Here is a 23249-nt window from a genome sequence, read left to right on the forward strand (position 1 = left end):
TCTCACGCTCCCCTCTCCGCAGGGCGGCTACGGCCGTCCCCGAAAACCCTCCGGAAATTACTTGGAGGGCCGCTCAATGAGCCAGTCGATCAGTATTCAGCTCGATCAGAAGGATATGGGGAAGTTCCAGTGGGTAGTTATCTCCCTCTGTTTCCTGATCAATATGCTCGACGGATTTGACGTCCTGGTTATGGCCTTCACCGCAGCGTCCGTATCGAGTGAATGGGGACTCAGTGGTATCGAGCTTGGCTATCTGTTGAGCGCGGGCTTGGTCGGCATGGCGCTCGGTTCACTTTTCATCGCTCCCTGGGCCGATCGATTTGGCCGCAGACCTCTGATTCTGCTCTGCATCTCGATTGCAGGCGTTGGCATGCTGGTGTCATCGCAGGCGCCGTCGGTGACGATGCTGGGGGTTCTCAGGCTACTGACGGGATTGGGAATCGGCGGTGTTCTTGCGAGCAGCTATGTCATTGCAGGTGAGTACGCCAACAAAAAATGGCGAAGCCTTGCAATAAGCCTTCAGTCGACAGCGTACGCCTTGGGCGCGACCCTAGGCGGATTGATCGCCGCCCAGATAATCCCGCACATGGGATGGCGTTCTGTTTTCCTTTACGGCGGTATAGCCACGCTGCTTACCTTGCCCGTGTTGTACTTCCTGCTCCCCGAGTCCATCGCCTATCTCGTTGTCCGTCAGCCTCGTAATGCTCTGCTTCGAATCAACCGGCTCCTGAGCCGTGTGGGGATAGAGCAGATCGCAGACATGCCGAAATCGGAACAGGGCGCTCAGGCCTCGCTGGGCCAGACATTCGCCGGCCTGTTCTCCAAAGACCTTTTGCGCCCAACGCTGTTGGTTTGGGCAGGGTTCTTCCTGGTGATGTTCGGGTTTTACTTCGTCATGAGCTGGACGCCGAAGCTTCTGGTCACAGCCGGATTGTCGAACCAGCAAGGGATTACCGGCGGTGTCCTGTTAAACGTCGGCGGTATCGTCGGGACTTCACTGATAGGTCTGCTTGCTGCTCGCTATCGCCTGTCGCGAGTCCTGATGAGCTACCTGATTCTCAATGCTCTCTTCCTCGCCATCTTCGTTAATTTCACCTCCAACCTGAACCTGGCATTTGGCCTTGTGCTGGTGATTGGCGTCCTGGTGAACGGATGTGTGGCAGGACTCTATGCGCTTACGCCGAGCATCTATGGCCCAGAGCTGCGTGTCACCGCATTGGGCTGGGGGATCGGTATGGGACGAGCGGGGGCAATTCTCTCTCCCCTGGTGGCGGGCCGTCTCATCGATGCCAATTGGAAGCCTGCGGATCTCTATCTGCTGTTCGCGTCAGCCTTCGTCGCAGCGGCGGTAATCGTCTGGCTGATGAAGAGTAAGGCTGCGCCGCACGTCGCGCTCAAACCAGCCTCCTGATCCGATCACCCATAAGAACAATAAGGTGAAACCCAATGAGCAATCAGTTTTCGGGCTTTAGGCTTGCCGGCCTGGGGATGCTTGCCGCTTTGCTTTCGCAAGGGGCGGCGGCGGACTTTGTTGAGGACAGCAACCTCACCCTCACTGCACGAAATTTTTATCTGGATCGAGACTACAAGGGCGAAACCCCATACTCCGCAGCCAGGGAGTGGGCACAGGGTTTCATCGTGAAAGCGAATTCGGGATTCACGGAAGGAACGGTTGGCCTGGGCATCGACGCCATTGGCATGCTGGGGCTCAAGCTGGATTCTTCTCCCGACCGCACAGCTACTCAGTTGCTTTCGTACGACCCGGTAACTCGTGAGGCGAAAGACGAGTACTCCGAACTAGGCTTGGCAGTGAAAGGAAAAATTTCCAAGACGAAGCTCTCGGTCGGAACTCAATTCCCTGCTTTGCCCATCATCAACGCGAGCCCGGCGCGCCTACTTCCGCAGTCGTTCCGCGGCGCGTACATGATTTCCGACGACATCGATGGCCTGACTGCACATGTGGGGCGCATGGACAGGGTCAACCTGCGTGACTCCACCGACTATCAACCGATCGGATTAGCGTCTCCCAATGGTCGATTCCGGCCGGGAGCTTCGTCCGAGCGGTTTGATTTCTACGGCGGCGACTATCGCTGGTCGGACAGCCTGACCCTGCGGCTTTTCCATGCAGAGCTTCGCGACATCTACACCCAGGACTTCCTCGGGGTACTTCACACACTGCCGCTCGGTGAGGGAAAGCTCAAATCAGATATTCGCGTATTCAACAGCCGTGATGATGGTCAGGCCAGAGGCGGAAAGGTCGACAACCTGAACGTGGGAGGAATGTTCAGCTACCTCTGGGGTGGTCACAGCCTGGGTGTTGGTTACATGAGGCAATTCGGGGACACGGCTTTCCCCTACATTGCCGGCGGGGAACCGGTGGTTTTGAGTGATGGAACGATGAGTGCGGATTTCGTTAACCCCAAGGAGCGAACCTGGGCCGTGAAGTACGACTATGACTTTGCCGCGTCGGGCATACCGGGTCTTACCGGGATGATGCGTTACCTGCATGGCGACAGTATCGATCTTCCTGCGTTGGGCGGCAGCAATCTCACTGAGTCGTCCAAGGACTTCGAGCTGGCTTATGTCATCCAATCCGGCCCCGCTAGAGGCTTGGCATTTCGGGTACGAGAGGCTTTCTATCGAAACCAGCAAGGAGCGGCCTCGACCTTCCGGAGCGATAACGAGACGCGCATAAACATCGACTACACGATCAAGGTCTGGTGAGCGGTAGGCTCTGCCTGCGCATGACGCAGGCAGAGCCTGACCTCACGCGGTATGGCCTCCGAGAGTCTCGGCAACCCAGTCAGCGATGAACTGACCCGCGTTAATGCTGTTGTCGAAGCTGGAGTGCTGCACACCACCTTCACGTTCGGTGAAGATCTTCAGTTCGCGCTTCGGGCTATTTACCAGTTGCTCGAAGGTGCGGTGCGCCCACTTGAGAGGGATCTGCGAGTCCTTCTCGCCATGGGTGACCAAGAACGGAACCTTGATGCGGTCGAGCACGCCATCGAGGTGCACGTTCTCCGAAATCCGCATGAAGTCATCGATGTCCTTCGCGCCCCATACCCAGCAAACATGGGCCCAGTAGTGCGGCACCGGGAAGCTGCCCTCTTTCTCGAGACGACGCTTCTGGACATCGCGCCAATCGTGGTTAGCACCCCACACCACGCCGCAGGCAAAGCGAGGCTCGAAAGCGACTGCGCGAGGGCAGTAGTAGCCGCCCAGCGAAACACCTTCCATACCGATGCGTTTTGAGTCCACTTCGGTACAGGTTTCAAGCCAATCAACTACGCGACTGGCCCAGTGTTCGCTGTCGTAACGTGCGGTGAGCCCATGCAGTCGCAGGGCTTCGCCGGTGCCAGGCTGATCGATAATGAGGGAAGACACCCCGCGTTTGGCGAGCCACGCCGGCAGGCCCACGCGGTATTTCATTTCTTTGGTGGAATCGAGGCCGTTGACCTGAACCAGCAACGGTGCGGGCCCTTCAACTCCTTCGGCGCGGACGAGGAGCCCGGAGATGACTTTCCCCTCGTAGGGGATCTCGACGCGCTCGCAGTTCTCCTTCGACATCGAGATGCCTAGGGCAAATGTTTCGAGGAAGCGCTGGTAGAGAGCCTCACGTCCAGGGGCGCCGTGAGCCTGAAGACGCTCGCAGGTGAGGTAGTAGGTGGCGGCACGGCTATATTTCTCACCTGCAGAGAGCAGGCGACCGGCGAACTCATCCTCCTCTGCGAGACGACAGAGCTTGTCGGCCATTTTCGACCAGGTCTCGCGGAAGGCCGCGGTTCCAGCTGCATCTGGCTGTTTTGCGGCCTCCTGAAGGGGAGCGCACATTTCTTCGATTTCGCCCATGCGGGCACCCATCTCGATGGCGAGATCCACCGACAGGTTCCAAACGTAGTTGGTAGGGAAGTAGCGGAACATGTTCTTGTTGTCCTTATGGGGGCGGAAAGTGAACCCGGAAATCTCAGGCACGCCGGGCACGATCAGATCAGGACGTTATGCAGAGCAGGGAGCTTTGGCCAATCGCGAGTAGGGATGCGAGGTATCGCGAAACGAGATGCTGCAGTCAGCAGGTAGCTCTGAGACTGGGGAAGCTAGAGGCAGCGAGGCGCCATCGTAGATTGATGGCGCTTTAAATGAGAGGGGGTGGGCATGCCCCTATGAAACCGCCACATCGGCCTGTGCGCCGGCTTGGTCGAGAGACTGGATAAAGTCGTGAACCTTCTCTCTCAGCCAGCGATGCATGGGGTCACCATCCATGCTGCGATGCCACTGCATAATCTCCCGCATCACGGGAATTTTGACGGGCGGCGGGATAATCCGTAGAGGCAGATATCGGGCGTAAAGCTCCGCCAACCGGCGATGCATGGTCGCTACTCGATGGGTGCCCACCAGCAGCTGAGGCAGCGTATTGAAGTCGTTGGTGATGACTTCGAGGCGGCGTTTGAAACCGTACTGGCTCATGAACCAGTCCTCGATGCTCAATTGCCGGGAGCGGCCGAACGCAACGGAGATGTGGCCCATCTCCATGTACTGCTCCAGGGTTAGCGTGTCTCCGACAGAAGTATTTCCTTTCCAGACGACGCAGACGTGCTCCTCCTCGAAGAGCAGCTGAGAAGGGTGTCCTTCAATCACATAGCGCTCTGGGACGAACATCAGATCGACCTCACCCCGCAAGGTCATCTCAACTGCCTGCTCACCTGGGGGGTGCATTTCAAACGTGATGCCCGGAGCTTCCTGATGGATACGCTGAATCACCTGCGAAAACAGCACACTGATCAAGTAGTCAGAGGCGATCAAGCGAAAATGCCGCTTGCTAGTAGTTGGGTCGAAGACGGGTTTTGCTGTGATGGAGGAACGAATCGTGAGCAGCACTTCGCGCACTGGTTTGGCCAGTTCAAGTGCATAGGGCGTCGGCTGCATAGTCCGGCCCACCTGTACTAGAAGGTCGTCCTCGAAATACTTGCGGAGCCTGCCCAGCACACCGCTGGTGGCGGACTGTGTCATGTGAAGACGTTCGGCGGCACGGGTAATGTTCTGTTCTTCCAGAAGCACATCAAGTGCGACCAAAAGGTTCAGATCCAAGTGTTGAAAACGCATGGCGATGCATCTCGGTTCTTGTAGTTATTTTTGAGATACCTTCGTGCGACATTCTCGATACGTCAAGAGAACAACCTGCCAGATCGTCTGAAACCCCCTGCCCAGCTTGTTTCAAGCCATGTATCGCGTTTGTGGATAGCTGGCATCCCGACTCGCGATTAGTCAGCACTACCTCACGTCAGCAATCTCCGCTCCAGTCGAGCGGCATGCCTACCGCGGCGACACCACCACCGGCCTTGCCGCCGGATCATAATTTCAATGGAGTGGTAGCCATGAACATTCTTGGCCTTGACGCCTTGGTCTTTGGCGTCGATGACCTGCAAGCCTGCGCTGATTGTCTTCGCGATTACGGACTGACTGAAGTCCACCTGAGCACTGAGGGTGGCCATTTCGAAGCTCTGGACGGATCTGCAATCATCATCCGTCGTCCCGACGATGCGGAGCTGCCGCCGGCAATCGGCCCTGCACCGTCGCTTCGTGAAACCGTCTATGGCGTTGCCAGTGCCGCCGACCTTGCCGCGATCGAAGACGAGCTGAGTCGGGATCGCGAAGTGCGCCGTGACTCCAACGGTGCTCTGCACACCGTAGATGACCTCGGTTTTGCCATCGCCTTCCAGGTTTCCTGGCGCCGTCACTTCGATGCTCCGGCTGACCTCACCAATGCCCCGGGCAGTGCTCCCCAGCGCCCCGCGAACCAGTTGGGCATCACCCCCGATATGGAGGCTCGTCCTCGCACGCTTTCCCACGTCGTCTACTTCGTGCCCGACATGGCCAAAGGTGAAGCCTTCTATCGTGATCGCCTGGGCTTCGTGACCACGGACAGCTTCGTTGGCGTGGGGCCCTTCATGCGCACCAAGGCCATGGATGACCACCATTGCCTGTTCATGATCCAGACCCCGCCCCATATGCAGGGCTGTGAGCACTTCACCTTCCATATGGGCAGCGGTACCGAAGTCCTGTTGGCCGGCACTCGCTTCCAGGAGAAGGGTTGGACGAGCTTCTGGGGCCCAGGCCGTCACCTCTTCGGCTCCAACTGGTTCTGGTACTTCAACAGTCCCCTGGGCTGCCACATCGAATATGACGCTGACATGGACAAGCATGACGACGCCTGGGCGGCTCGCCAGGCACCCATGTCCGCTGACAACTCTCAGTTGTTCCTCTTCACCTCTCGCGAGAAATGGGCCCCAGGCGGCCCGCCGCCCAAACAGGGCTGATCCGTGGATCGCAGCATCGCGCTTTGTCCTTTCGATCGATTGAGAGAGGGCGAGGCGCTCGGCTTCGATCCGTTCGGCACGGGCCGCGACACGTTGTTCGTGCTGCTTCATCGGGGCGAGGTGCGGGTTTATCGCAACAGCTGTCCTCACCTCGATGTGCGCCTGGAATACCGAAAGGATCGATTCCTGTCAGCCGACGGTCAGCGGGTCATCTGCTATGCGCATGGCGCCCAGTTCATGCCTGACAGCGGCGAGTGCGTCTATGGCCCCTGCCTCGGGCAGTCGTTGACGGCTCTGGAGTTCGCTTTTGAGGGCGGATCGCTTGCCCTCCGTCTCGATCCTCAAGGCCAGCCAATTGAGGTATCTCGCAGCGCGATAGGTCGCATCCGAGGACTCGATTAGTCAAATCCCACTGTGCTCGGGAAACTCGACCCCAGCACGAATAACGGCCGCACCTAGTAAGGATGCGGAGAACAAGAACAACACGTGTGAGTAACGTCATGAATACTGCAAAAGTGCTGATAGTCGGTGGTGGCATCGGTGGCTTGTGTGCCGCTATCGCGTTGCGCCGCAAAGGGATTGAGGTCGACCTGGTCGAGCTGAAGACCGAGTGGACTGTCTACGGCGTAGGTATCATCCAGCAGAGCAACGTCGTCCGTGAAATGGCCAAGCTGGGGCTGCTCGACGCCTACCTCGATGCTGCGTATGCGTTTGAGGATGTCGGTATCTACACCACTGACGGTGTTCCCCTCGTGCGTATCCCTGGGCAGCGCCTAGCTGGTCCTGAATACCCTGCCAACGTCGGCATTTCTCGCCGCGCACTGCACAAGGTGCTCACCGAAACGGCGATCGAGCTCGGCACACAGGTGCGTCTCGGCACATCGGTTGAAAGCTTCGAGCAGGATGCAGACGGCGTCGACGTGGTTTTCAGCGATAGCAGCAGCTCTCGTTACTCGCTCGTTGTAGGTGCTGACGGCCTGTTCTCGAAAGTTCGCAGCCTGATGTTCGGCGACAAGTACCAGCCGCGCTTCACTGGCCAGTCGGTCTGGCGCTACAACTTCCCGCGCCCCGCTGAGATTGATCATCTCGCCAACTACCAGGGGCCGTCAGGCAATGCAGGCCTTGTCCCCCTGGCGGAAGATCTGATGTATCTCTTCACCACCTCCCATGAACCGGGCAATCCCTGGATGGCCGAGGACTCTCTGGCAGCGGAGCTGCGCAAGCGTCTGTCGGGTTTCGGTGGGCTGATCGGCAAGCTGCGCGAACAGATTACCGACAACTCGCAGGTCGTATACAAGCCGCTGGAAGCGGTATTCGTCGACGAGCCTTGGTACCGCGGCCGGGTTCTGCTGATCGGTGATGCTGCGCACGCGACCACCCCCCATCTGGGACAGGGTGCCGGCATGGCGATTGAGGACGCAGTTGTTCTGAGCGAAGAACTGACTGCCGGCGGCACCGTGGCCGAGCAACTGCAGCGATTCATGGATCGCCGCTTCGAGCGCTGCAGATTCATCAGCCAGAAATCCCTCTTCGCAGGTGAGAAAGAAATGGAGCAAGACCGCCATTTCGATCGCATTGCTTTGGTCAAGCAGATGCTGGAGCTCACTGCCCGTCCCATCTGAGTCCCTGCCAGGTGCGCCACGCCTGGGCGCACCTGATTACAAGCCAACACTGACTTACAAAAACAATAATGAGGTGACTTAAATGCTGTCTAGCAAGCGTGCACCCGCGCGGCCGTTGCCGCGACTCAAGCCACTGGCATTCGCAATCTCCATCCTGGCCATCACCGCCGGGATGCCTGATGCGCGCGCATTCGAGTTTGATACCGGCAACCCTGATCTCCGGGCTCGCTGGGACAACACTCTGAAGTACAGCGCCGCGTGGCGCACCAAGGATCAGAGCGACAAGCTGACTGAGGGCCAAACGGCGCTCAACCAGGATGATGGTGACCGCAACTTCGATAAAGGGCTGATCTCCAACCGCCTGGATCTCCTTTCCGAATTGGACATCACGTACGGCGATGTCGGTGCTCGCCTGAGCGGTGCGGCCTGGTACGACGACGTTTACAACCGCGGAACCGACAACAACGACCCCTCCCGCGCCAACAGCTACTCCGTGGATTACGACGAGTTCACCGATGACACTCGCACGCTGCACGGTCGAAAAGGTGAGCTGCTGGACGCCTTTCTCTTCGGCAAGACCGACATTGGTGACATGCAGGCATCGGGGCGCGTAGGGCAGTACGCAATGCAGTGGGGTGAAAGTCTCTTCTACGGCATGAACGGCATCGCCGGTGGCATGGCTCCGATCGATGTGGTCAAAGGACTGTCTGTACCGAACACCCAGTTCAAGGAACTCATTCGTCCGGTGCAGCAAATCTCCGGGCAATTGCAGATCACTCCGGACGTCTCGGTCGCCGCCTACTACCAATTCGAGTGGGAAGCGAACCGCCTGCCGGCCGCTGGTAGCTACTTCTCGACCTCCGACACCTTCGGTGATGGCAACGAACGCATGTTCATTGGCGCGCCGCTGTTCCCCGGAGCCCAGCCGCTGGCGTTCTACCATGGCAATGACAAGGAAGCGAAGGACTCCGGCCAGGGTGGTCTCCAGGTTCGTTGGCGTACGGATACTGTGGACTGGGGCGTATATGCCATCCGTTTCCACGACAAGAACCCGCAGCTCAACGTCCGCCCGGACTTTGCCAACCTCAACCCCCTGAGCGGTAAGGCCGGCGAGTACTACTGGGTTTACCCGGAAGGTATCGAGTCGCTCGGCGCGAGCTTCTCCACCACGCTCGGCAACTTCAACGTTGCGGGCGAGCTCTCCACCCGCTGGAACCAGCCGCTGGCATCCACCAGCCAACACGCTCTGGCGCCCGGCGAAGCGATCAACAACGACGACGATCCCGTCTACGCGACTGGCCGCACCCTGCACGCGAACTTGTCCTGGCTATCCAGCCTGGAGCCGAACTTCATCGCACCGGAAGCCAACTTCCTGGGTGAGATCGCCTGGAACCGGGTCATGAGCGTTAGCAAGAACCACGATGCTCTCGACCCGAATGCTGATCGTGACGCCACCAGCCTGCGCCTGGTTTACGAACCGATGTATCGCCAGTTTCTGCCGGGCCTGGATCTGTCCGTGCCGATCGGTGCCAGTTACACCAACGGTGCCTCCGAGGCGCTCGGTACTGGATTCGGCGCCGATCACGGCGGTGACATCAACGTCGGCCTGAAAGGCAACTACCTGAATACCTGGAACCTGGGCCTGACCTACACGCACTACTACGGCCCGGAGCACACCTTCCTCGACGCAGACAACCACTACACCTTCGAACAGTCGCTCAAAGACCGCGACTTCATCGCCTTCACCGTCAGTCGCACCTTCTGACCGAGGATTTTTCGATGAAACACCACAAGAAGTTCGTTTCCCTGCTCACTGCCTTGAGCGCCTCGCTGTTCTTTGCACACGGAGCGATGGGAGCCGTTTCGGCTGATGAAGCCGCCAAGCTCAAATCGACGCTTACCCCGTTCGGCGCCGAGCGTGCCGGGAACTCGGACGGCAGCATTCCCGAATGGAAGGGTGGCCTCACTCAGGCAGACCCCTCCTACAAGGACGGTGGGAAGCGTAGTGATCCGTACGCAGCTGATCAGGCAGTTCTGACCATCACTGCGCAGAACATGGCTCAGTACGCTGACAAGCTGTCTGCTGGCACGCTAGCCATGCTGAAAAGGTACCCGGACAGCTACAAGGTCGTCGTGTATCCGACGCATCGTAGCGCCGCTGCGCCCCAGGCTGTGTACGACGCGACCTTCGCCAACGCCACCAGTGGCAGGCTGGTAGAGGGCCCTGGCGGCCCGATGCCGGAAGGTGCTGCTGGCGGCATTCCATTCCCGATTCCGCAGAACGGCGCGGAGGCGATCTGGAACCACCTTCTGCGTTGGCGCGGCGCGTCCTGGCACGCGAGCTTTACCCAGTACCTCACCACCGCGGATGGCAAGCATGTGCTTACCAACGACTCCCGCGCAGATCTGCAAATGCCCTGGTACCTGCCGAACTTCAATAGCGACAAGGGCGTGTTCTGGTCGATCCGCATGACTAACGATGGCCCGCCTCTGCGCGCCGGGGAAGGCATCACTGGCCTTGAAAACCTCAATGCCGAGAAGACGGCCGCCTGGACTTACCTGCCGGGGCAGCGACGGGTGCGTCGACTGCCCAACGCATGTTGTGATACGCCGACACCGGCGACTGCTGGCGTAATGAGCTTCGACGAACTCTACGTTTTCAACGGCCGCATCGATCGCTTCGACTGGAAGCTGGTCGGCAAGAAGGAGATGTATATCCCCTACAACTCCAACCGCGTGTTCACTGCTGCGAGCCCGGAAGCACTGCTCGATTCGCACCACATGAAGTCCGACGCTGTGCGCTGGGAACTGCACCGTGTGTGGGTGGTTGAAGCCACGCTGAAAAGTGGTGCGCGGCACGTAATGCCGAAGAGCACCTACTACCTCGACGAGGACACCTGGACTGCAGTCCTGGGTGACCGTTACGACGCCCGCGGCCAGCTCGCGAAAGTCCTGTGGACTTCGCCTGTTGTTCTGCCTGACCTGCCGGGTACCGCCTCGCTCACCACTGGCTTCTACGACCTGCTCTCCGGGGCCTGGTTCGTGGGTGATGTCTTCGCTGGCAAGAGTGAGCAGTACCGAATCGTGCCGCCCTACAAGGACTCGGTGTTCACCGCTGATGCGATGGCGGGCGAAGGCGTTCGCTGATCCTGGCGGGGTGTGAGCCCCGCCTGCTTTACATAAGAACAAAGAAAGGTTGCGTGCGATGAAGAAGATAGTCTCCGGCTTGCTGCTGGCAGCAAGTTGCACCCTGTTGCCTGCCTGGGCATCAGGCACGATGGATGTCCTTTCCCAGCCTGCTGTGGTCGGGCCGCAAGCCCTGAAGGCTGTGCTACTGGACGTCAATCAAGCCGGCTCGCGGCTGGTGGCTGTCGGCGAACGCGGGGTTGTTCTGCTGTCCGACGATGGCGGCCAGCAGTGGCGTCAAACCGCCAGCCCCGTCAGTAGCACGCTGACCAGTGTGCAATTCGTCGATGAAAAGAACGGATGGGCCGTCGGTCACTCTGGTGTCGTCCTGCATAGCGGCGATGGCGGCGAGAGCTGGAGCTTGCAGCTTGATGGAAAGCAGGCTGCCGCGCTTGAGCTGCAAGCGGCTCAAGCCTCTGGCGATGCTGGCCGTCTTGCCGCGGCACAACGCCTGTCCGCTGATGGCGCCGACAAGCCTTTTCTGGTCGTGAACTTCGTTGATGCACAGCACGGCGTGGTTCTTGGGGCATATGGCCTGGCGATGATCACCGAGGATGGAGGCAAGACCTGGCGGTCTTGGATGGGCGAGTTGCCTAACCCGAGAGGCCTCCACCTCTACGCAATGGCACGCGACGGCAATGAATTCATCATCGTCGGAGAGCAGGGGCTCCTGCTGCGCTCCACTGACGGAGGTCAGAAGTTCGTCCCGATAGAGGGGCCGTATGAGGGGAGCTACTTTGCCGCGGCCATTCTTCCCGATCGTCGCGTATTGGTCGGTGGGCTGCGGGGCAAGCTCTTCTCGTCCGAGGACGGTGGAAGCACGTTCCAGGCTGTCGACAATCCGGTTCCGGCTTCTCTTAACGCCATTCGTGTTGTTGGCGATCACCTGGTGCTGGTCAATCAGGCCGGCATGCTCCTCCAAAGCAAGCTTTCGCCTATCCGCCTTCAGCCTATCCCCGTATCCGACGGACTTCCGTTGGCGGCTGCCACTCAAGCTGCCGATGGCGCGCTGGTAGCTGTCGGTGTGGCCGGCGCGCGTCGACTGGCGCCTTCCTCCAATACCAAGACCGCGGACTGAGCCATGCAAGTACAGACCTCTCCGGCGCCGTCCAACGGCAGCCTCGACGATTTCGATAGCGCTTCTGGCTCCGTGCTCGAGCGTGCCCTATTCAACCACCGCGCACTGGTTCTTCTGCTGTGCCTCGCTGCAACCTTGATACTCGGCTGGCAAGCGACACGCCTAACGCTCAATGCCAGTTTCGAGAAGATGATTCCCCGCGAGCATCCATTCATCGTCAATTACCTGGAGCACCGCCAGGAACTGGCAGGTCTGGGGAATGCGGTACGCATTGCCGTCGCCAACCCCAAAGGCAGTATTTACGACAAGGACTACCTGCATACGCTGCAGCAGCTCAACGATGAGGTGTATCTACTTCCCGGTGTCGACCGTGCGGCGATGAAATCACTGTGGACGCCGTCCACTCGTTGGACGGGGGTAACGGAGGAAGGGCTCGAAGGCGGCCCGGTGATTCCCGACGGCTATGACGGCGGGGCTACGAGCCTGGATGCCCTGAAGCGCAACGTGGAGCGCTCCAACGAAATTGGCCAACTGGTAGCGTTCGATCAGCGCTCCAGCATCGTTTACGTGCCCTTGCTGGAGCGTACGCCCGATGGTCAGCCACTCGACTACACCGTTTTCGCCCATGAGCTTGAAAAGATTCGCTCCACCTATCAGGCCCAAGGTGTCGAAATCCACATCACAGGCTTTGCGAAGGTCGTTGGCGATCTCATTGATGGGTTGAAGCAGATCCTGATTTTCTTTGCTGCCGCGATCGCCATCACCGCCGCAGTGCTCTATTGGTACACGCGTTGTGTGCGCAGCACATTTCTGGTTGTCACCTGCTCCCTGGTAGCGGTGATCTGGCAGCTTGGCCTGTTGCCTCTACTAGGGTACGAGCTCGATCCGTATTCGGTGCTGGTTCCCTTCCTGGTGTTCGCGATTGGCATGAGCCATGGCGCCCAGAAAATGAACGGCATCATGCAGGACGTTGGGCGCGGTATGCATCGCCTGGTAGCGGCCCGCTTCACTTTCCGCCGGCTCTTCCTGGCAGGGCTTACCGCTCTGCTGTGCGACGCCGTTGGCTTCGCAGTACTGATGATCATCAAGATCCAGGTCATCCAGGATCTGGCAGTGATCGCCAGCCTTGGCGTCGCTGTACTGATCTTCACCAACCTGATTTTGCTCCCAGTGCTGCTTTCCTATGTTGGAGTGAGCCAGCGAGCTGCACGCCGCAGTCTTCGTGCTGAGGAGGCGGAAGCAAGCGGAGAGGAGAAGCATGCGGTATGGCGCTTCCTTGATCTGTTCACTCACAAGCGTTGGGCGACCCTGTGTGTTGTGGTCGCCGCTCTCATGGCTGCTGGTGGATACGCTGTCAGCCTCAAACTGAAGGTGGGCGATCTAGATGCCGGTGCGCCTGAGCTTCGTCCGGACTCTCGCTACAACCGAGACAACGGCTTTATCACCCAGCACTACGGCGCGAGCAGCGATGTATTTGCAGTGATGGTGAAAACACCAGCCGGTGAGTGCTCCGCATACAACACGCTGAAGCGGGTGGACGATCTTGATTGGCAGCTTCGTGGTCTAGAGGGTGTGGACTCCACCAACTCTCTGGCGTTGTTGAATCGCCGAGTCCTGGTTGGACTTTCCGAGGGTAATCCCAAGTGGTACGAACTGGTCAATAACCAGGCGACGTTGAACATGGTCACTGCGGGTGCACCACGAGGTCTGTACAACGATGACTGCAGCCTGCTGACCCTTTATGCCTACCTCAAGGATCACAAGGCTGACACGCTCACTAGCGTCGTCGAGAGTGTCGAGGGATTCGCAAAGAACAACGACACCGAGCACGCTCAATTCCTGCTTGCCGCAGGTAGTGCAGGGATTGAGGCCGCGACCAATATCGTGGTGAAGCAGGCAAACCGCGACATGTTGTGGTGGGTATACGGTGCGGTAATCCTGCTCTGCCTTGTCACCTTCCGTTCGTGGCGTGCCGTTCTCTGCGCGGTTCTTCCCTTGGTACTCACCTCAATTCTCTGTGAGGCACTGATGGTCGTCCTGGGGATGGGGGTGAAGGTTGCGACTCTTCCAGTGATTGCCCTGGGTGTGGGTATCGGCGTCGATTATGCGTTGTATGTCATGAGCATTGTGCTCGCGCAGCTGCGCCAAGGAGCCAGTCTTTCTGAGGCGTACTACCGGGCACTGCTCTTCACCGGGAAGGTGGTGATGCTCACTGGCGTGACCCTCGCTATTGGTGTCGGTACCTGGATCTTCTCTCCGATCAAGTTCCAGGCAGATATGGGCGTTCTGCTTGCCTTCATGTTTGTTTGGAACATGGTCGGCGCCCTGGTTCTGCTGCCTGCGCTTGCCTACTTCCTGCTTCCCAGAGGTGCGGCTGCAGCTTCGGTCGCCAAAGCCGCGGTTCCGCACAACCTGGAAGCAATTCACCACGACCGCACCTGCTGCAAGCCCCACGCAACTGTTCCCCTGGCGTGAGCCAGGGGTTCGGACAGTCCGCGACATAACGACAAGAACGAGGACATCTGAATGGCCCGCATTACCTGCCTGCTGCCCACACTGTTGATTGAACTAGCTTCTGGCCTGTCCAGTTTTGGTGCCTGCATCTGCTCCCTTGAGGATATGCGCCATGAGCACTGAGCGCAGCGCTGGAGCCGCACAATCCGTTTTGCTGCTTTTTGGCAGCTGCCTGCCGGTGCTCGGCGCAGTATTAATCGCTCCGGTACTGCCGCGCCTGCAGGCTCATTTCTTTGATTCGCCTGGTTCCACGGTGCTGGTTCCAGTCGCGCTCACCATTCCAGCGTTGATGATCGCTCTTGTGGCCCCCATCGCAGGGGCTCTGGTCGACCGCTTCGGTCGTCGGGCGTTACTCCTGGCGTGCATGCTGGTTTACACACTCTGCGGGACACTCCCCCTTATTCTGGATTCATTGCCGCTCATTGTGGCGAGCCGGGCGGGCCTTGGGCTCGCTGAAGCTGGGATCATGACCTGCTGCACCACTTTGATTGGTGACTACTTCGAGGGCGAGCGGCGGGAGCGATTGTTTGCGTTGCAGATGGTCGCCAGCTCGCTCTCCGCAGCGCTCTTCATGGCCGTAGGCGGCTCGCTCGGTGAGGTAGGCTGGAGAGCACCTTTCGTGCTGTATGCCGTAGGGCTGCTGTGCATACCTCTCATGGCAAAACTTCTCTGGGAACCCGCTGCCAGCCAGTTGGAGAACTCCACGCCCAGCAGCTCAAGTTTTCCTTGGACAAAACTGCTGCCGCTCTATCTGGTCAGCCTCCTCGCGGGCGTCAGCCTTTTCATCGTGCCCGTCCAGGCCGGATTCCTGCTCAATCTGATTCACGTCGATGCGCCTCAACAGATCGGCATCACGATGGGAGCTAACCAGCTGGGAGTTCTTGCTGGGGCGTTGCTCTTCCATATCTTTTCGGGGTTCTCAGCTCCGCGACTGCTCGCCATTGGGTTTGTGATTGCTGGTGCTGGTGGCGCCCTGATGAGCCAGACGGAAAACGTGGCGCTGATGGTAGTCGCCGTACTGATCAATGGCATGGGCGTGGGGCTACTGCTTCCGACGCTGATTACTCAGGTCATGCAGGAAGTTGATTTCACCCAGCGTGGGCGGGCTACTGGCGGATTCACAGCGGCGATCTTTGCTGGCGAGTTTCTGAGCCCCTTGATCATTCTCTCGCTGACGGGTGGAGACCATGCAGGGCTGCCCTTTGCCCTTCTCCTGTTTGCAATTGCTCAACTCGTACTGGCTCCGATCTGCCTGGTTCTGCTTCGCAAGCGCCGAAAGGCGTACGTGGCAGAAGCTGTATGAGCGACCTTTTCAGTCTGACCGGGAAGATCGCGCTGATCACTGGCGGTACCCGAGGTATTGGCCTTGCGGTGGCGCGAGAGTTAGGTCGCGCCGGTGCCAAGGTCATCATCAACAGCGAGGATGCCGATGCGTGTGGTCAGGCTGCAGCTGAACTGGTCGATGCTGGCATTGAGGCCTATGCGCTAGTTGCAGATCTGCGTTACCAGCCGTCCGTGGCTGAGCTGGCGAAACAGGTGCTTGAGATGTTCGGCCGCGTGGACATTCTGGTCTGCAATGCCGGCGTTGCCCCCCATATGGGGGCGCTGGCGACCGCTAGCGACGCCGAATGGGATTTGACCTTCACCGTCAACTTGCGCAGCGCGATGTGGCTTACGAGCGATTTGCTGCCCGCGATGGCGAAGCATGGCGGCGGTAGCGTGATCCTGATGTCGAGCATTGCCGGGGTGCGCGGAAACAAGTCCTTGGGTCTGTACGGAATGTCCAAGGCCGGCCTTGCGCAGCTCGCGCGCAACCTGGCTGTGGAGTGGGGGCCGAGCAATATCCGCGTGAATGCGATCAGCCCCGGCGTGATTCAAACCGAGTTTGCACGCCCCCTTACTGATAATCCTGAAGTCGTACAGCGCCGAATAGCCTTCACGCCATTGCGCCGCTTCGGCTGCCCCGAGGAGGTGGCCGCTTTGGCAGTTCTACTTGCCGCTCCTGGAGGCGCCTTCATTAGCGGCCAGAACATCATCGTCGACGGCGGTACCACCGTCGGTGACGGCAATTGATAGGAGAGAATATGCAACAGCTTCCGACCTTCAAACGCGTAGTAACTGGGCATGACACCCGCGGCCAAGCTGTGGTCATGAGCAGTGGTGCTACCCCGAATAACTTCCCGCTTAAAGCGATCCCGGGAACCGTCTTCTACGAAGTCTGGAACAGCGCAACGACCCCCGCGCCGTTGGACAACGCTGACGATCCCACTTCGCAGCCGTTGCAGCTCAGCCCAGGGCCCCTGGGCAGTGTCATTCGCGTGGTCGATATTCCACCCGATAGCGTCCAGAACCAGGTGAGTGCAGAGGACGCTGCGGCAGCATTCGCGGAGATTGGCGAGTCCCATGCTGGTACCGGGAAGACGGACTCCAAACACAAGCTGATGCACCGTACCGAGACGCTGGACTACGGGATCGTCACGGAGGGTGAGATCTGGCTCGTTCTCGATGGCGAGGAAGTTCATCTGAAACGCGGAGACATAGTAGTTCAGCGCGGAACCAATCATGCTTGGAGCAACCGCACCGAGCAGATGGCGCGGATGGTGTTCATCCTTCTCGACGGCCGTTATGCGCCGGATCTGCAGGAGCTGCTGCCGTGAAGCTGGCCACACTGAATGATGGTACTCGCGACGGGAGCCTGATCGTGGTTTCCCGCAACCTTCAGTTTGCAGTGGATGCAACTGGAATTGCCGCCACAATGCAGGCTGCTCTGGACAGCTGGGAGCTTGTTCATGCTGATCTCGAGAACCTTTATCAACGCTTGAATGCGGGAGACGTTGCTGGCTTCTTTAAACTGGATTTCGAGCAATTGGCTGCACCGTTGCCTAGAGCTTGGCAGTGGCTGGATGGTTCGTGCTTCCTGAGCCACGGGGAGTTGATGCAAAAGGCTTTCAACCTGGAGCCCATTGAGGGCGTCGATCGAATTCCACTCATCTACCAGGGGGCGGGCGACGACTTTCTTGGCCCGCGCGCGGATATTCCTTTGCCGAGTGAAGCTCATGGCATCGACTTCGAAGGGGAATTTGCAGTCCTCGTGGATGAGGTTCCGATGGGGTGCCCGCCTGAAGAAGCGCTGGGTCATGTGCGTCTTGTGTTGCAGCTGAACGATGTCAGCCTTCGTGCCCTCGCTCCCCGTGAGATGAAGACCGGTTTCGGGTTTCTCCAGGCTAAGCCAACGACCAGTTTTGCTCCCGTAGCTGTCACTCCTGATGAGTTGGGCGAAGCCTGGCGAGGTGGCAGGGTGCATCTGTCTCTGAGCGTCGAGTGGAATGGTGAGTGGTTCGGCAATCCCCATGGTGGGGCCATGCATTTTGGCTTCCATCAGTTGATTGCACATGCAGCGCTGAGTAGGAAGCTGAGCTCAGGTACGGTGATTGGTTCGGGCACGGTTTCTAACCCCGATCGATCCGTTGGCTCGGCCTGCATTTCTGAGCGTCGAGCCATCGAAGCTATTGCAGACGGTTCACCTAGTACTGGCTTCATGCGCTTCGGCGATAGGGTACGTATGGAAGCCAGGGGCCCCCAAGGCGAGATCCTGTTCGGAGCGATTGACCAGCGCGTGGTGCAGGGAGGTTGGCCATGCGCGTAATGGTCACCGGCGCCAACGGATTCGTCGGACGAGAGCTGGTCTCTCGCCTACTAAGCCAGGGCGAGATCCGCGGGAAGAAGATCGATGCTCTGTTGCTTCTTGATCAGAAGCTGGATGGCTTGCCGGACGATACGCGCCTGCGCCGGCACTATGGCAGTGTCACCGATCCTGCTTTGCTACGTCGGGCGCTGGCTGACGGCATCGATGTTGTGTTTCACCTGGTCAGCGTGCCTGGTGGGGCGGCAGAAGCGAATTACGAACTGGGATATCAGGTCAACCTTCTAGCGAGCCTGGAGCTGCTCCATCAGCTACGGAGCAGTGACCGCCCCCCTGTGTTGGTCTATGCAAGCAGTGTTGCCGTATATGGCGGCGAGCTTCCTGGGCGCATGGATGAGTCTCAATCTGCTAACCCGCAGCTCTCGTATGCGTCGCACAAGCGCATGATCGAGATCGCCATTGAAGATCTGGCCCGGCGTGGTGAAGTCGATGGGCGAGCGCTGCGTCTCCCAGGCATCGTTGCACGTCCGCGCGAACCGAACGGATTGAAGTCCGCATTCATGAGTGACCTCTTGCACGCCTATGCAGAAGGGGGCTCTTACTCTTGCCCTGTGTCGCCGCGGGCGACCGCCTGGTGGATGTCTGCCCGTTGTTGTGTGGAGAACCTCTTGCACGCGGCGGAGCTGAAGAATTTGGTGGAAGAGCGGGTTTGGCAATTGCCTGTTCTGCAGCTTTCAGTCGCCCAGATTCTCGATGCACTGGCAGCACGCTTCGGAGAGTCCAATGGCGAGCAGATCGAATTCTCGCCCGATACGCAGTTGGAAAATCTCTTCGGTCGCCAGCCGCAATTGCGCACGCCTCGTGCTCGTGCCTTGGGCTTCTGTCATGACGGGAGTGCAGCAGCACTGCTGCGAAACTCACTGCCCAACGCTGCCCGCCGTAGTCGACCGACAACCGCCAAAGTAGGAGTTGCTTCTCATGAATCTCAGTAAATGTCGGATGCTCGATCTGTCGGTCTGCCTCGAGAACAATCCATACACCGACCCGCCGCCTCTGTTGCCGAAGATCGACTACATGGATCACCAGGAAGGCTGGCCCGAGATGGCAGCGATGTTCCCTGGCCTGCGCAAGGAAGACTTGCCTGGCGATGAGTCGTGGGCCGCTGAGCGCCTCACCATAACCACGCATAGTGGCACGCATATGGACGCACCTTGGCACTATGCCTCTACTACGGACGGCGGTAAGCCTGCGTTCGGCATCGATGAGTTGCCGCTCGAATGGTGCCTGCAGCCTGGTGTGAAGCTGGACTTCCGGCATTTTCCTGATGGCCATGTTGTAACCGCCGGGGAAATCGAAGCCGAGCTGCAGCGTATCGGGTACGACCTGAAGCCACTGGAAATCGTCCTGATCAACACTCGGGCCGGAAGCTTGTTTGGTCAGCCCGGCTATCTCGATGCAGGGGTCGGCATCGGTCGCGAAGCTACGCTCTATCTACTGGAGCGGGGAGTTCGCGTAGTAGGCACCGATGCATGGAGTTGGGACGCGCCCTTCAAGTACACGCGTGAGCGCTTTGCCGAGTCAGGCGATGCATCCATCATCTGGGAAGGGCATAAGGCTGGGCGGGATATTGGCTACGGGCAGATGGAAAAGCTCGCCAATCTCGATCAGTTGCCGGCGAGCGGCTTTTGGGTTTCGTGCTTCCCCTACAAGATCCGTCACGCCTCCGCAGGTTTCGTGCGTGCTGTGGCGCTTTTCGAATAAGTAACTCGCAAGTTTAGACCCGGCTCGGTATTCCCACAGGGCCGGGTCATTGGTTTTTTAGAGTCCGCTTCCAACCCATAGCGGACACTGAGGCTCCACGCTGCAAGTCTAGACAGCGTGACCTCCTCTAAACGTTCAACTTCGGCTGTCAGCGTCCACTGTCGGGCCAGTGAGTTTCTCGGCAAGTCAGCTATCTGTCGTCGCTCACTTGCCCCCAAGGTTCGCCCGAGCCCATTGCTCAGCGGTGGTTACTGGAGTCGACTGCTGTTCGTTGAAGGTGCCCACTTTAGGCCATGCCACACCTCTGCCTTGGGCAAATACAGCACGGTACTTTTTGATGTGATGGGTAGGGTCTTTTCTCAGCTCATCCATCAGGTACGGAACAGTCCACACGTTAGTCTTGAACGGACGACCCAGCGCATTTTCGAGGATGTTCGCGACTTGCCCATACGACACCGTGTCGCCCGAGAGATAGACAATCTCGTTGCGGAAGTGAGGTTCAAAGAAGACGATCTCCGCCGTGAGAGCTCCGATGTCGTCTGGTGTGGTGAGCGTCACGCTGTTCTCGAGACTTCCGAGCGCGTTAACGGTGTCGTTGTCGAAGTCGACTACCTCAAATACGGGCTCGAAAAGGAAGCTGGTGAACATGCCCGTCGAGATAATTACCCATTCGGTTTTGTCTTGCGCGCGGAGCGCCTCGCGTACATCGAGTTGAGCATCGAAAAGATCTTGGGGGCTGCCCCGACCGATCACTTCGAAATCCACGCCAAACTGCCACGGGAAGTAGCGCTTCACGCCCGACCTTAGCGCTGCTGTCGCTAACTTCATGGGGGTTTCTCGACCCGCGACCATGCCGGCGCAGCCTATGACGGTATCGAACCGGGCAAACACTTCAGCTAACTGATCAATTGAATCGTTCACCAGATCCGCAGCGACCATCTGAATGCCTAGCCCACGAAGCTCGTCGATTTCGGCCTTTTTCTCCGGTATCTGGGTGTTGATGGTTGACTCCCGGAGAAGAACGCTGATTTGGGAGCCGGGTGCGCGTTTGGCCACTCGTGCGAGATTGTGCAAAACCGGAAGGCCCAGTTCGCCAGCGCCGAGAACAAGAATGGATTGAGGGGAAAGCGGGGTTGCTTCGCTCATGATTTCTCCTGAGGCGTGATGCCTATAACATGAGCGAATGCTGGCATGATCAGGCAGTACTCGTAAGAAGGCACACGCGTGATACCTAGGAGGATAAATGACCAATCAGGACGCTCTGAGCCAGGCAGAAGCCATCTGCCGAACGCTCCGAGAAGATGACGATGGCGTCAGACGGGAAGTCCTCGCCCACGCGGGTAGCCGATGGTCATTGGGCATCCTGCATGCCTTGGGCGTGTACGGCACGATGCGCCACGCCGAGATAAAAAGGCAGATGACTGGGGTGACCCAGCGAATGCTGACCAAGACGCTACGCGCCATGGAGCGGGATGGATTGCTGCTTCGACGGGAGTTCGGGGAAATTCCGCCGCGTGTCGAATACGAGCTGACGCCGCTGGGTATGGAACTGTTGGTTCGGATGTCTCCTGTTTGGATGTGGGTGGTAGAAAACGCCGAGGAGTTCCGCAAGGCGCGGCGCGCTTTCGACCGTCAAGATGACAAGAAACCAGCCTGGCAAATCCCCACGTCGGCTCCCTCTAATCCAGAGTAATCGATAGCGTGTACTTCTCATTCAGAGCAGTAGCACTCGACCTAACCTCGCCCAAAATCGAACGCTCGCTTCTGGCCTATTTCTGCCACTGGCGAGGCGGAGCTACCGCCCCATCGCGGACTTAAATGTTCAGGACGTAGGCACGATCCTCAGCGTTGCGCGAAGCCCGCCGGTAGAGAGATTGCTCAACTGCACGCTTCCTCCAAGCCGCTCCATGATCATCGCCACAATTGACAGGCCCAGTCCGGCGCCGTTCTCAGAACCTTTACTGTAAAAACGTTCGAAGACACGCTCAAGGTCTTCCTCGTCGATGCCTGGCCCCTGATCTTCCACGTTGACTACGATGGCGTTGCCTTCGCGGTGTAGCGTGACGTTGATTCGACCACCAGCTGGTGAGTGATTTACTGCGTTTGCGACCAGGTTCTGCAGAGCAATGCCCAAAGCGCCTGCATCACTTTGAAGCTGACAGTCGCCCTCGGTGATTTCCAGAGACGGTTCCAGGCCTTGATCCAAAATCCAAGGTGTCATCTCCGCCAATGTCTCCGTCGCCACTACAGCGACATCGACCGTCACCCAGTTGCGTTGCCCGAGTCGCGGCTCGATTCTCGCCATCGTCAGTAGCTGGTTTACCACTCGACTGAGACGATCCACACCACCAACCAGAAACTCCAAGGCTTTATCTCGCTCAACATCGCTCCTGGCCTCAAGCGCGTTCTGCGCATGCAGCCGAAGGATTGCCAGGGGCGTACGCATCTCATGGGCGGCGTCGGCGATAAATCGATGTTCACGGCGCAGCAGCTCATCAATCTGCCCCAGCAGCCGGTTGAGCGCCGCCTGCATGGGTTCGAGCTCTCGAGGTAGGGGTACCAGCTGCAGTGGCTCCAGTGACTCTGCATGCCGCGCTCGGATGACGCGTGCCATGTTCTGCAACGGTTGCAGCCCCCAGCCGATGGCCAGCCATACCAGCAACGCTAACGCGAGGCTACCGATCAGGAAGGGAAATAAGGTGTGGCGGACGATGCGGCCGATCAGATCATTGCGCACATCGTTGCGCTCACCGACCCAGATCACCAACTGGCGCTCTGGCACGGGAAGCACGAAGCTGCGCCATTGCTGCTCCCCCACCATGATGTTGGAAAAGCCGGGCTCGGTCAGCGGCCGAGTGAAGCTTGGGGCGCTGACCGTATGTACCAGGACTTCACCGTTGATGCGCCACACCTGGAAGGCGAGTTTGCTCTCGTAGGGGTGACCGATGCGATGCTTGCCCGCCTGACTCAATGCTTCATTGAATGCCAGGTACAACGCATGGCGATCCTTGTCGTCTAGCGGCATGCTCATGACGCCTTGCAGGAGGCGCGCGTTCTGCGCCAGATGGGCGTCGTAGATCTCGTCGATCTCGTGGCTGCTGTCGTGATAGTTGTAGAGCGCAAGCAGG

20 protein-coding genes are annotated in these 23249 nt (G+C 58.8%); 16 read left to right on the plus strand and 4 right to left on the minus strand.

Translation table 11 applies throughout. The features are described 5' to 3' along the window. Positions 1-76 precede the first annotated feature (76 nt). Both ACNFH5_RS27760 and ACNFH5_RS27765 read left to right on the plus strand, forming a co-directional pair. Positions 77-1411 (plus strand): MFS transporter, encoded by a 1335-nt coding sequence (locus tag ACNFH5_RS27760; RefSeq protein WP_416751664.1) that lies wholly within the window; start codon positions 77-79, stop codon positions 1409-1411. Positions 1412-1446: 35 nt separating this feature from the next. Beyond that, positions 1447-2724, plus strand: a complete 1278-nt coding sequence (locus ACNFH5_RS27765; protein ID WP_416751666.1) for an OprD family porin — start codon at positions 1447-1449, stop codon at positions 2722-2724. Positions 2725-2766: 42 nt separating this feature from the next. Here the strand turns inward: ACNFH5_RS27765 and ACNFH5_RS27770 are convergent, their stop codons facing one another. Together ACNFH5_RS27770 and ACNFH5_RS27775 are read right to left on the minus strand one after the other, a co-directional pair. After that, the gene (locus ACNFH5_RS27770) at positions 2767-3924 is read right to left on the minus strand and encodes an alpha/beta hydrolase family protein (protein WP_416751668.1); all 1158 of its coding nucleotides are present in this window, start codon (positions 3922-3924) and stop codon (positions 2767-2769) included. Between the two features lie 237 nt (positions 3925-4161). Then, positions 4162-5103, minus strand: a complete 942-nt coding sequence (locus ACNFH5_RS27775) for a LysR family transcriptional regulator (RefSeq protein WP_416751670.1) — start codon at positions 5101-5103, stop codon at positions 4162-4164. 272 nt (positions 5104-5375) lie between these two features. Between ACNFH5_RS27775 and ACNFH5_RS27780 the strand changes: the two genes are divergently transcribed. The 13 genes from ACNFH5_RS27780 to ACNFH5_RS27840 all read left to right on the plus strand — a co-directional run bounded on the left by ACNFH5_RS27780 (position 5376) and on the right by ACNFH5_RS27840 (position 20121). Next, positions 5376-6317 carry a VOC family protein gene (locus ACNFH5_RS27780; RefSeq protein WP_416751672.1) on the plus strand — a complete coding sequence of 314 codons (942 nt, stop codon included), beginning with the start codon at positions 5376-5378 and terminating at the stop codon, positions 6315-6317. Positions 6318-6320: 3 nt separating this feature from the next. Continuing rightward, positions 6321-6719, plus strand: coding sequence for a Rieske (2Fe-2S) protein (locus ACNFH5_RS27785; protein ID WP_416751674.1), 399 nt, complete (start codon positions 6321-6323; stop codon positions 6717-6719). A 98-nt stretch (positions 6720-6817) separates the two neighbouring features. Then, positions 6818-7939: an FAD-dependent oxidoreductase gene (locus ACNFH5_RS27790; RefSeq protein WP_416751676.1), complete on the plus strand. Its 1122-nt coding sequence runs from the start codon at positions 6818-6820 to the stop codon at positions 7937-7939. An 82-nt stretch (positions 7940-8021) separates the two neighbouring features. After that, positions 8022-9704 carry a DUF1302 domain-containing protein gene (locus ACNFH5_RS27795; protein WP_416751678.1) on the plus strand — a complete coding sequence of 561 codons (1683 nt, stop codon included), beginning with the start codon at positions 8022-8024 and terminating at the stop codon, positions 9702-9704. A gap of 14 nt (positions 9705-9718) precedes the next feature. Then, positions 9719-11086 carry a DUF1329 domain-containing protein gene (locus ACNFH5_RS27800; RefSeq protein WP_416751680.1) on the plus strand — a complete coding sequence of 456 codons (1368 nt, stop codon included), beginning with the start codon at positions 9719-9721 and terminating at the stop codon, positions 11084-11086. 58 nt (positions 11087-11144) lie between these two features. After that, positions 11145-12203 carry a WD40/YVTN/BNR-like repeat-containing protein gene (locus ACNFH5_RS27805; RefSeq protein WP_416751682.1) on the plus strand — a complete coding sequence of 353 codons (1059 nt, stop codon included), beginning with the start codon at positions 11145-11147 and terminating at the stop codon, positions 12201-12203. Positions 12204-12206: 3 nt separating this feature from the next. Continuing rightward, positions 12207-14678, plus strand: coding sequence for an efflux RND transporter permease subunit (locus ACNFH5_RS27810; RefSeq protein ID WP_416751683.1), 2472 nt, complete (start codon positions 12207-12209; stop codon positions 14676-14678). Positions 14679-14829: 151 nt separating this feature from the next. Further along, positions 14830-16020 carry an MFS transporter gene (locus ACNFH5_RS27815; protein ID WP_416751685.1) on the plus strand — a complete coding sequence of 397 codons (1191 nt, stop codon included), beginning with the start codon at positions 14830-14832 and terminating at the stop codon, positions 16018-16020. Continuing rightward, complete coding sequence (locus tag ACNFH5_RS27820; RefSeq protein ID WP_416751687.1) at positions 16017-16790, plus strand: SDR family NAD(P)-dependent oxidoreductase; 774 nt, start codon at positions 16017-16019, stop codon at positions 16788-16790. The genes ACNFH5_RS27815 and ACNFH5_RS27820 overlap by 4 nt, the downstream gene beginning before the upstream one ends. A gap of 11 nt (positions 16791-16801) precedes the next feature. Continuing rightward, complete coding sequence (locus tag ACNFH5_RS27825; RefSeq protein WP_416751689.1) at positions 16802-17374, plus strand: cupin domain-containing protein; 573 nt, start codon at positions 16802-16804, stop codon at positions 17372-17374. After that, the gene (locus ACNFH5_RS27830; protein WP_416751691.1) at positions 17371-18363 is read left to right on the plus strand and encodes a fumarylacetoacetate hydrolase family protein; all 993 of its coding nucleotides are present in this window, start codon (positions 17371-17373) and stop codon (positions 18361-18363) included. The genes ACNFH5_RS27825 and ACNFH5_RS27830 overlap by 4 nt, the downstream gene beginning before the upstream one ends. Then, complete coding sequence (locus tag ACNFH5_RS27835) at positions 18354-19352, plus strand: NAD-dependent epimerase/dehydratase family protein (RefSeq protein WP_416751693.1); 999 nt, start codon at positions 18354-18356, stop codon at positions 19350-19352. The genes ACNFH5_RS27830 and ACNFH5_RS27835 overlap by 10 nt, the downstream gene beginning before the upstream one ends. Next, positions 19339-20121, plus strand: a complete 783-nt coding sequence (locus ACNFH5_RS27840) for a cyclase family protein (protein WP_416751695.1) — start codon at positions 19339-19341, stop codon at positions 20119-20121. The genes ACNFH5_RS27835 and ACNFH5_RS27840 overlap by 14 nt, the downstream gene beginning before the upstream one ends. A gap of 204 nt (positions 20122-20325) precedes the next feature. Here ACNFH5_RS27840 and ACNFH5_RS27845 read toward each other — a convergent pair whose 3' ends face one another. Continuing rightward, the gene (locus tag ACNFH5_RS27845; RefSeq protein WP_416751697.1) at positions 20326-21267 is read right to left on the minus strand and encodes an aromatic alcohol reductase; all 942 of its coding nucleotides are present in this window, start codon (positions 21265-21267) and stop codon (positions 20326-20328) included. 97 nt (positions 21268-21364) lie between these two features. Between ACNFH5_RS27845 and ACNFH5_RS27850 the strand changes: the two genes are divergently transcribed. Continuing rightward, on the plus strand, positions 21365-21814 hold the full coding sequence (locus ACNFH5_RS27850) for a winged helix-turn-helix transcriptional regulator (RefSeq protein WP_416751699.1): 450 nt from the start codon (positions 21365-21367) through the stop codon (positions 21812-21814). 129 nt (positions 21815-21943) lie between these two features. Here ACNFH5_RS27850 and ACNFH5_RS27855 read toward each other — a convergent pair whose 3' ends face one another. Beyond that, positions 21944-23248, minus strand: coding sequence for an ATP-binding protein (locus tag ACNFH5_RS27855; RefSeq protein ID WP_416751701.1), 1305 nt, complete (start codon positions 23246-23248; stop codon positions 21944-21946). Between the last annotated feature and the right edge of the window lies 1 nt (position 23249).

It is taken from the genome of Pseudomonas sp. NY15435, assembly GCF_048068295.1.
GTDB lineage: Bacteria > Pseudomonadota > Gammaproteobacteria > Pseudomonadales > Pseudomonadaceae > Pseudomonas.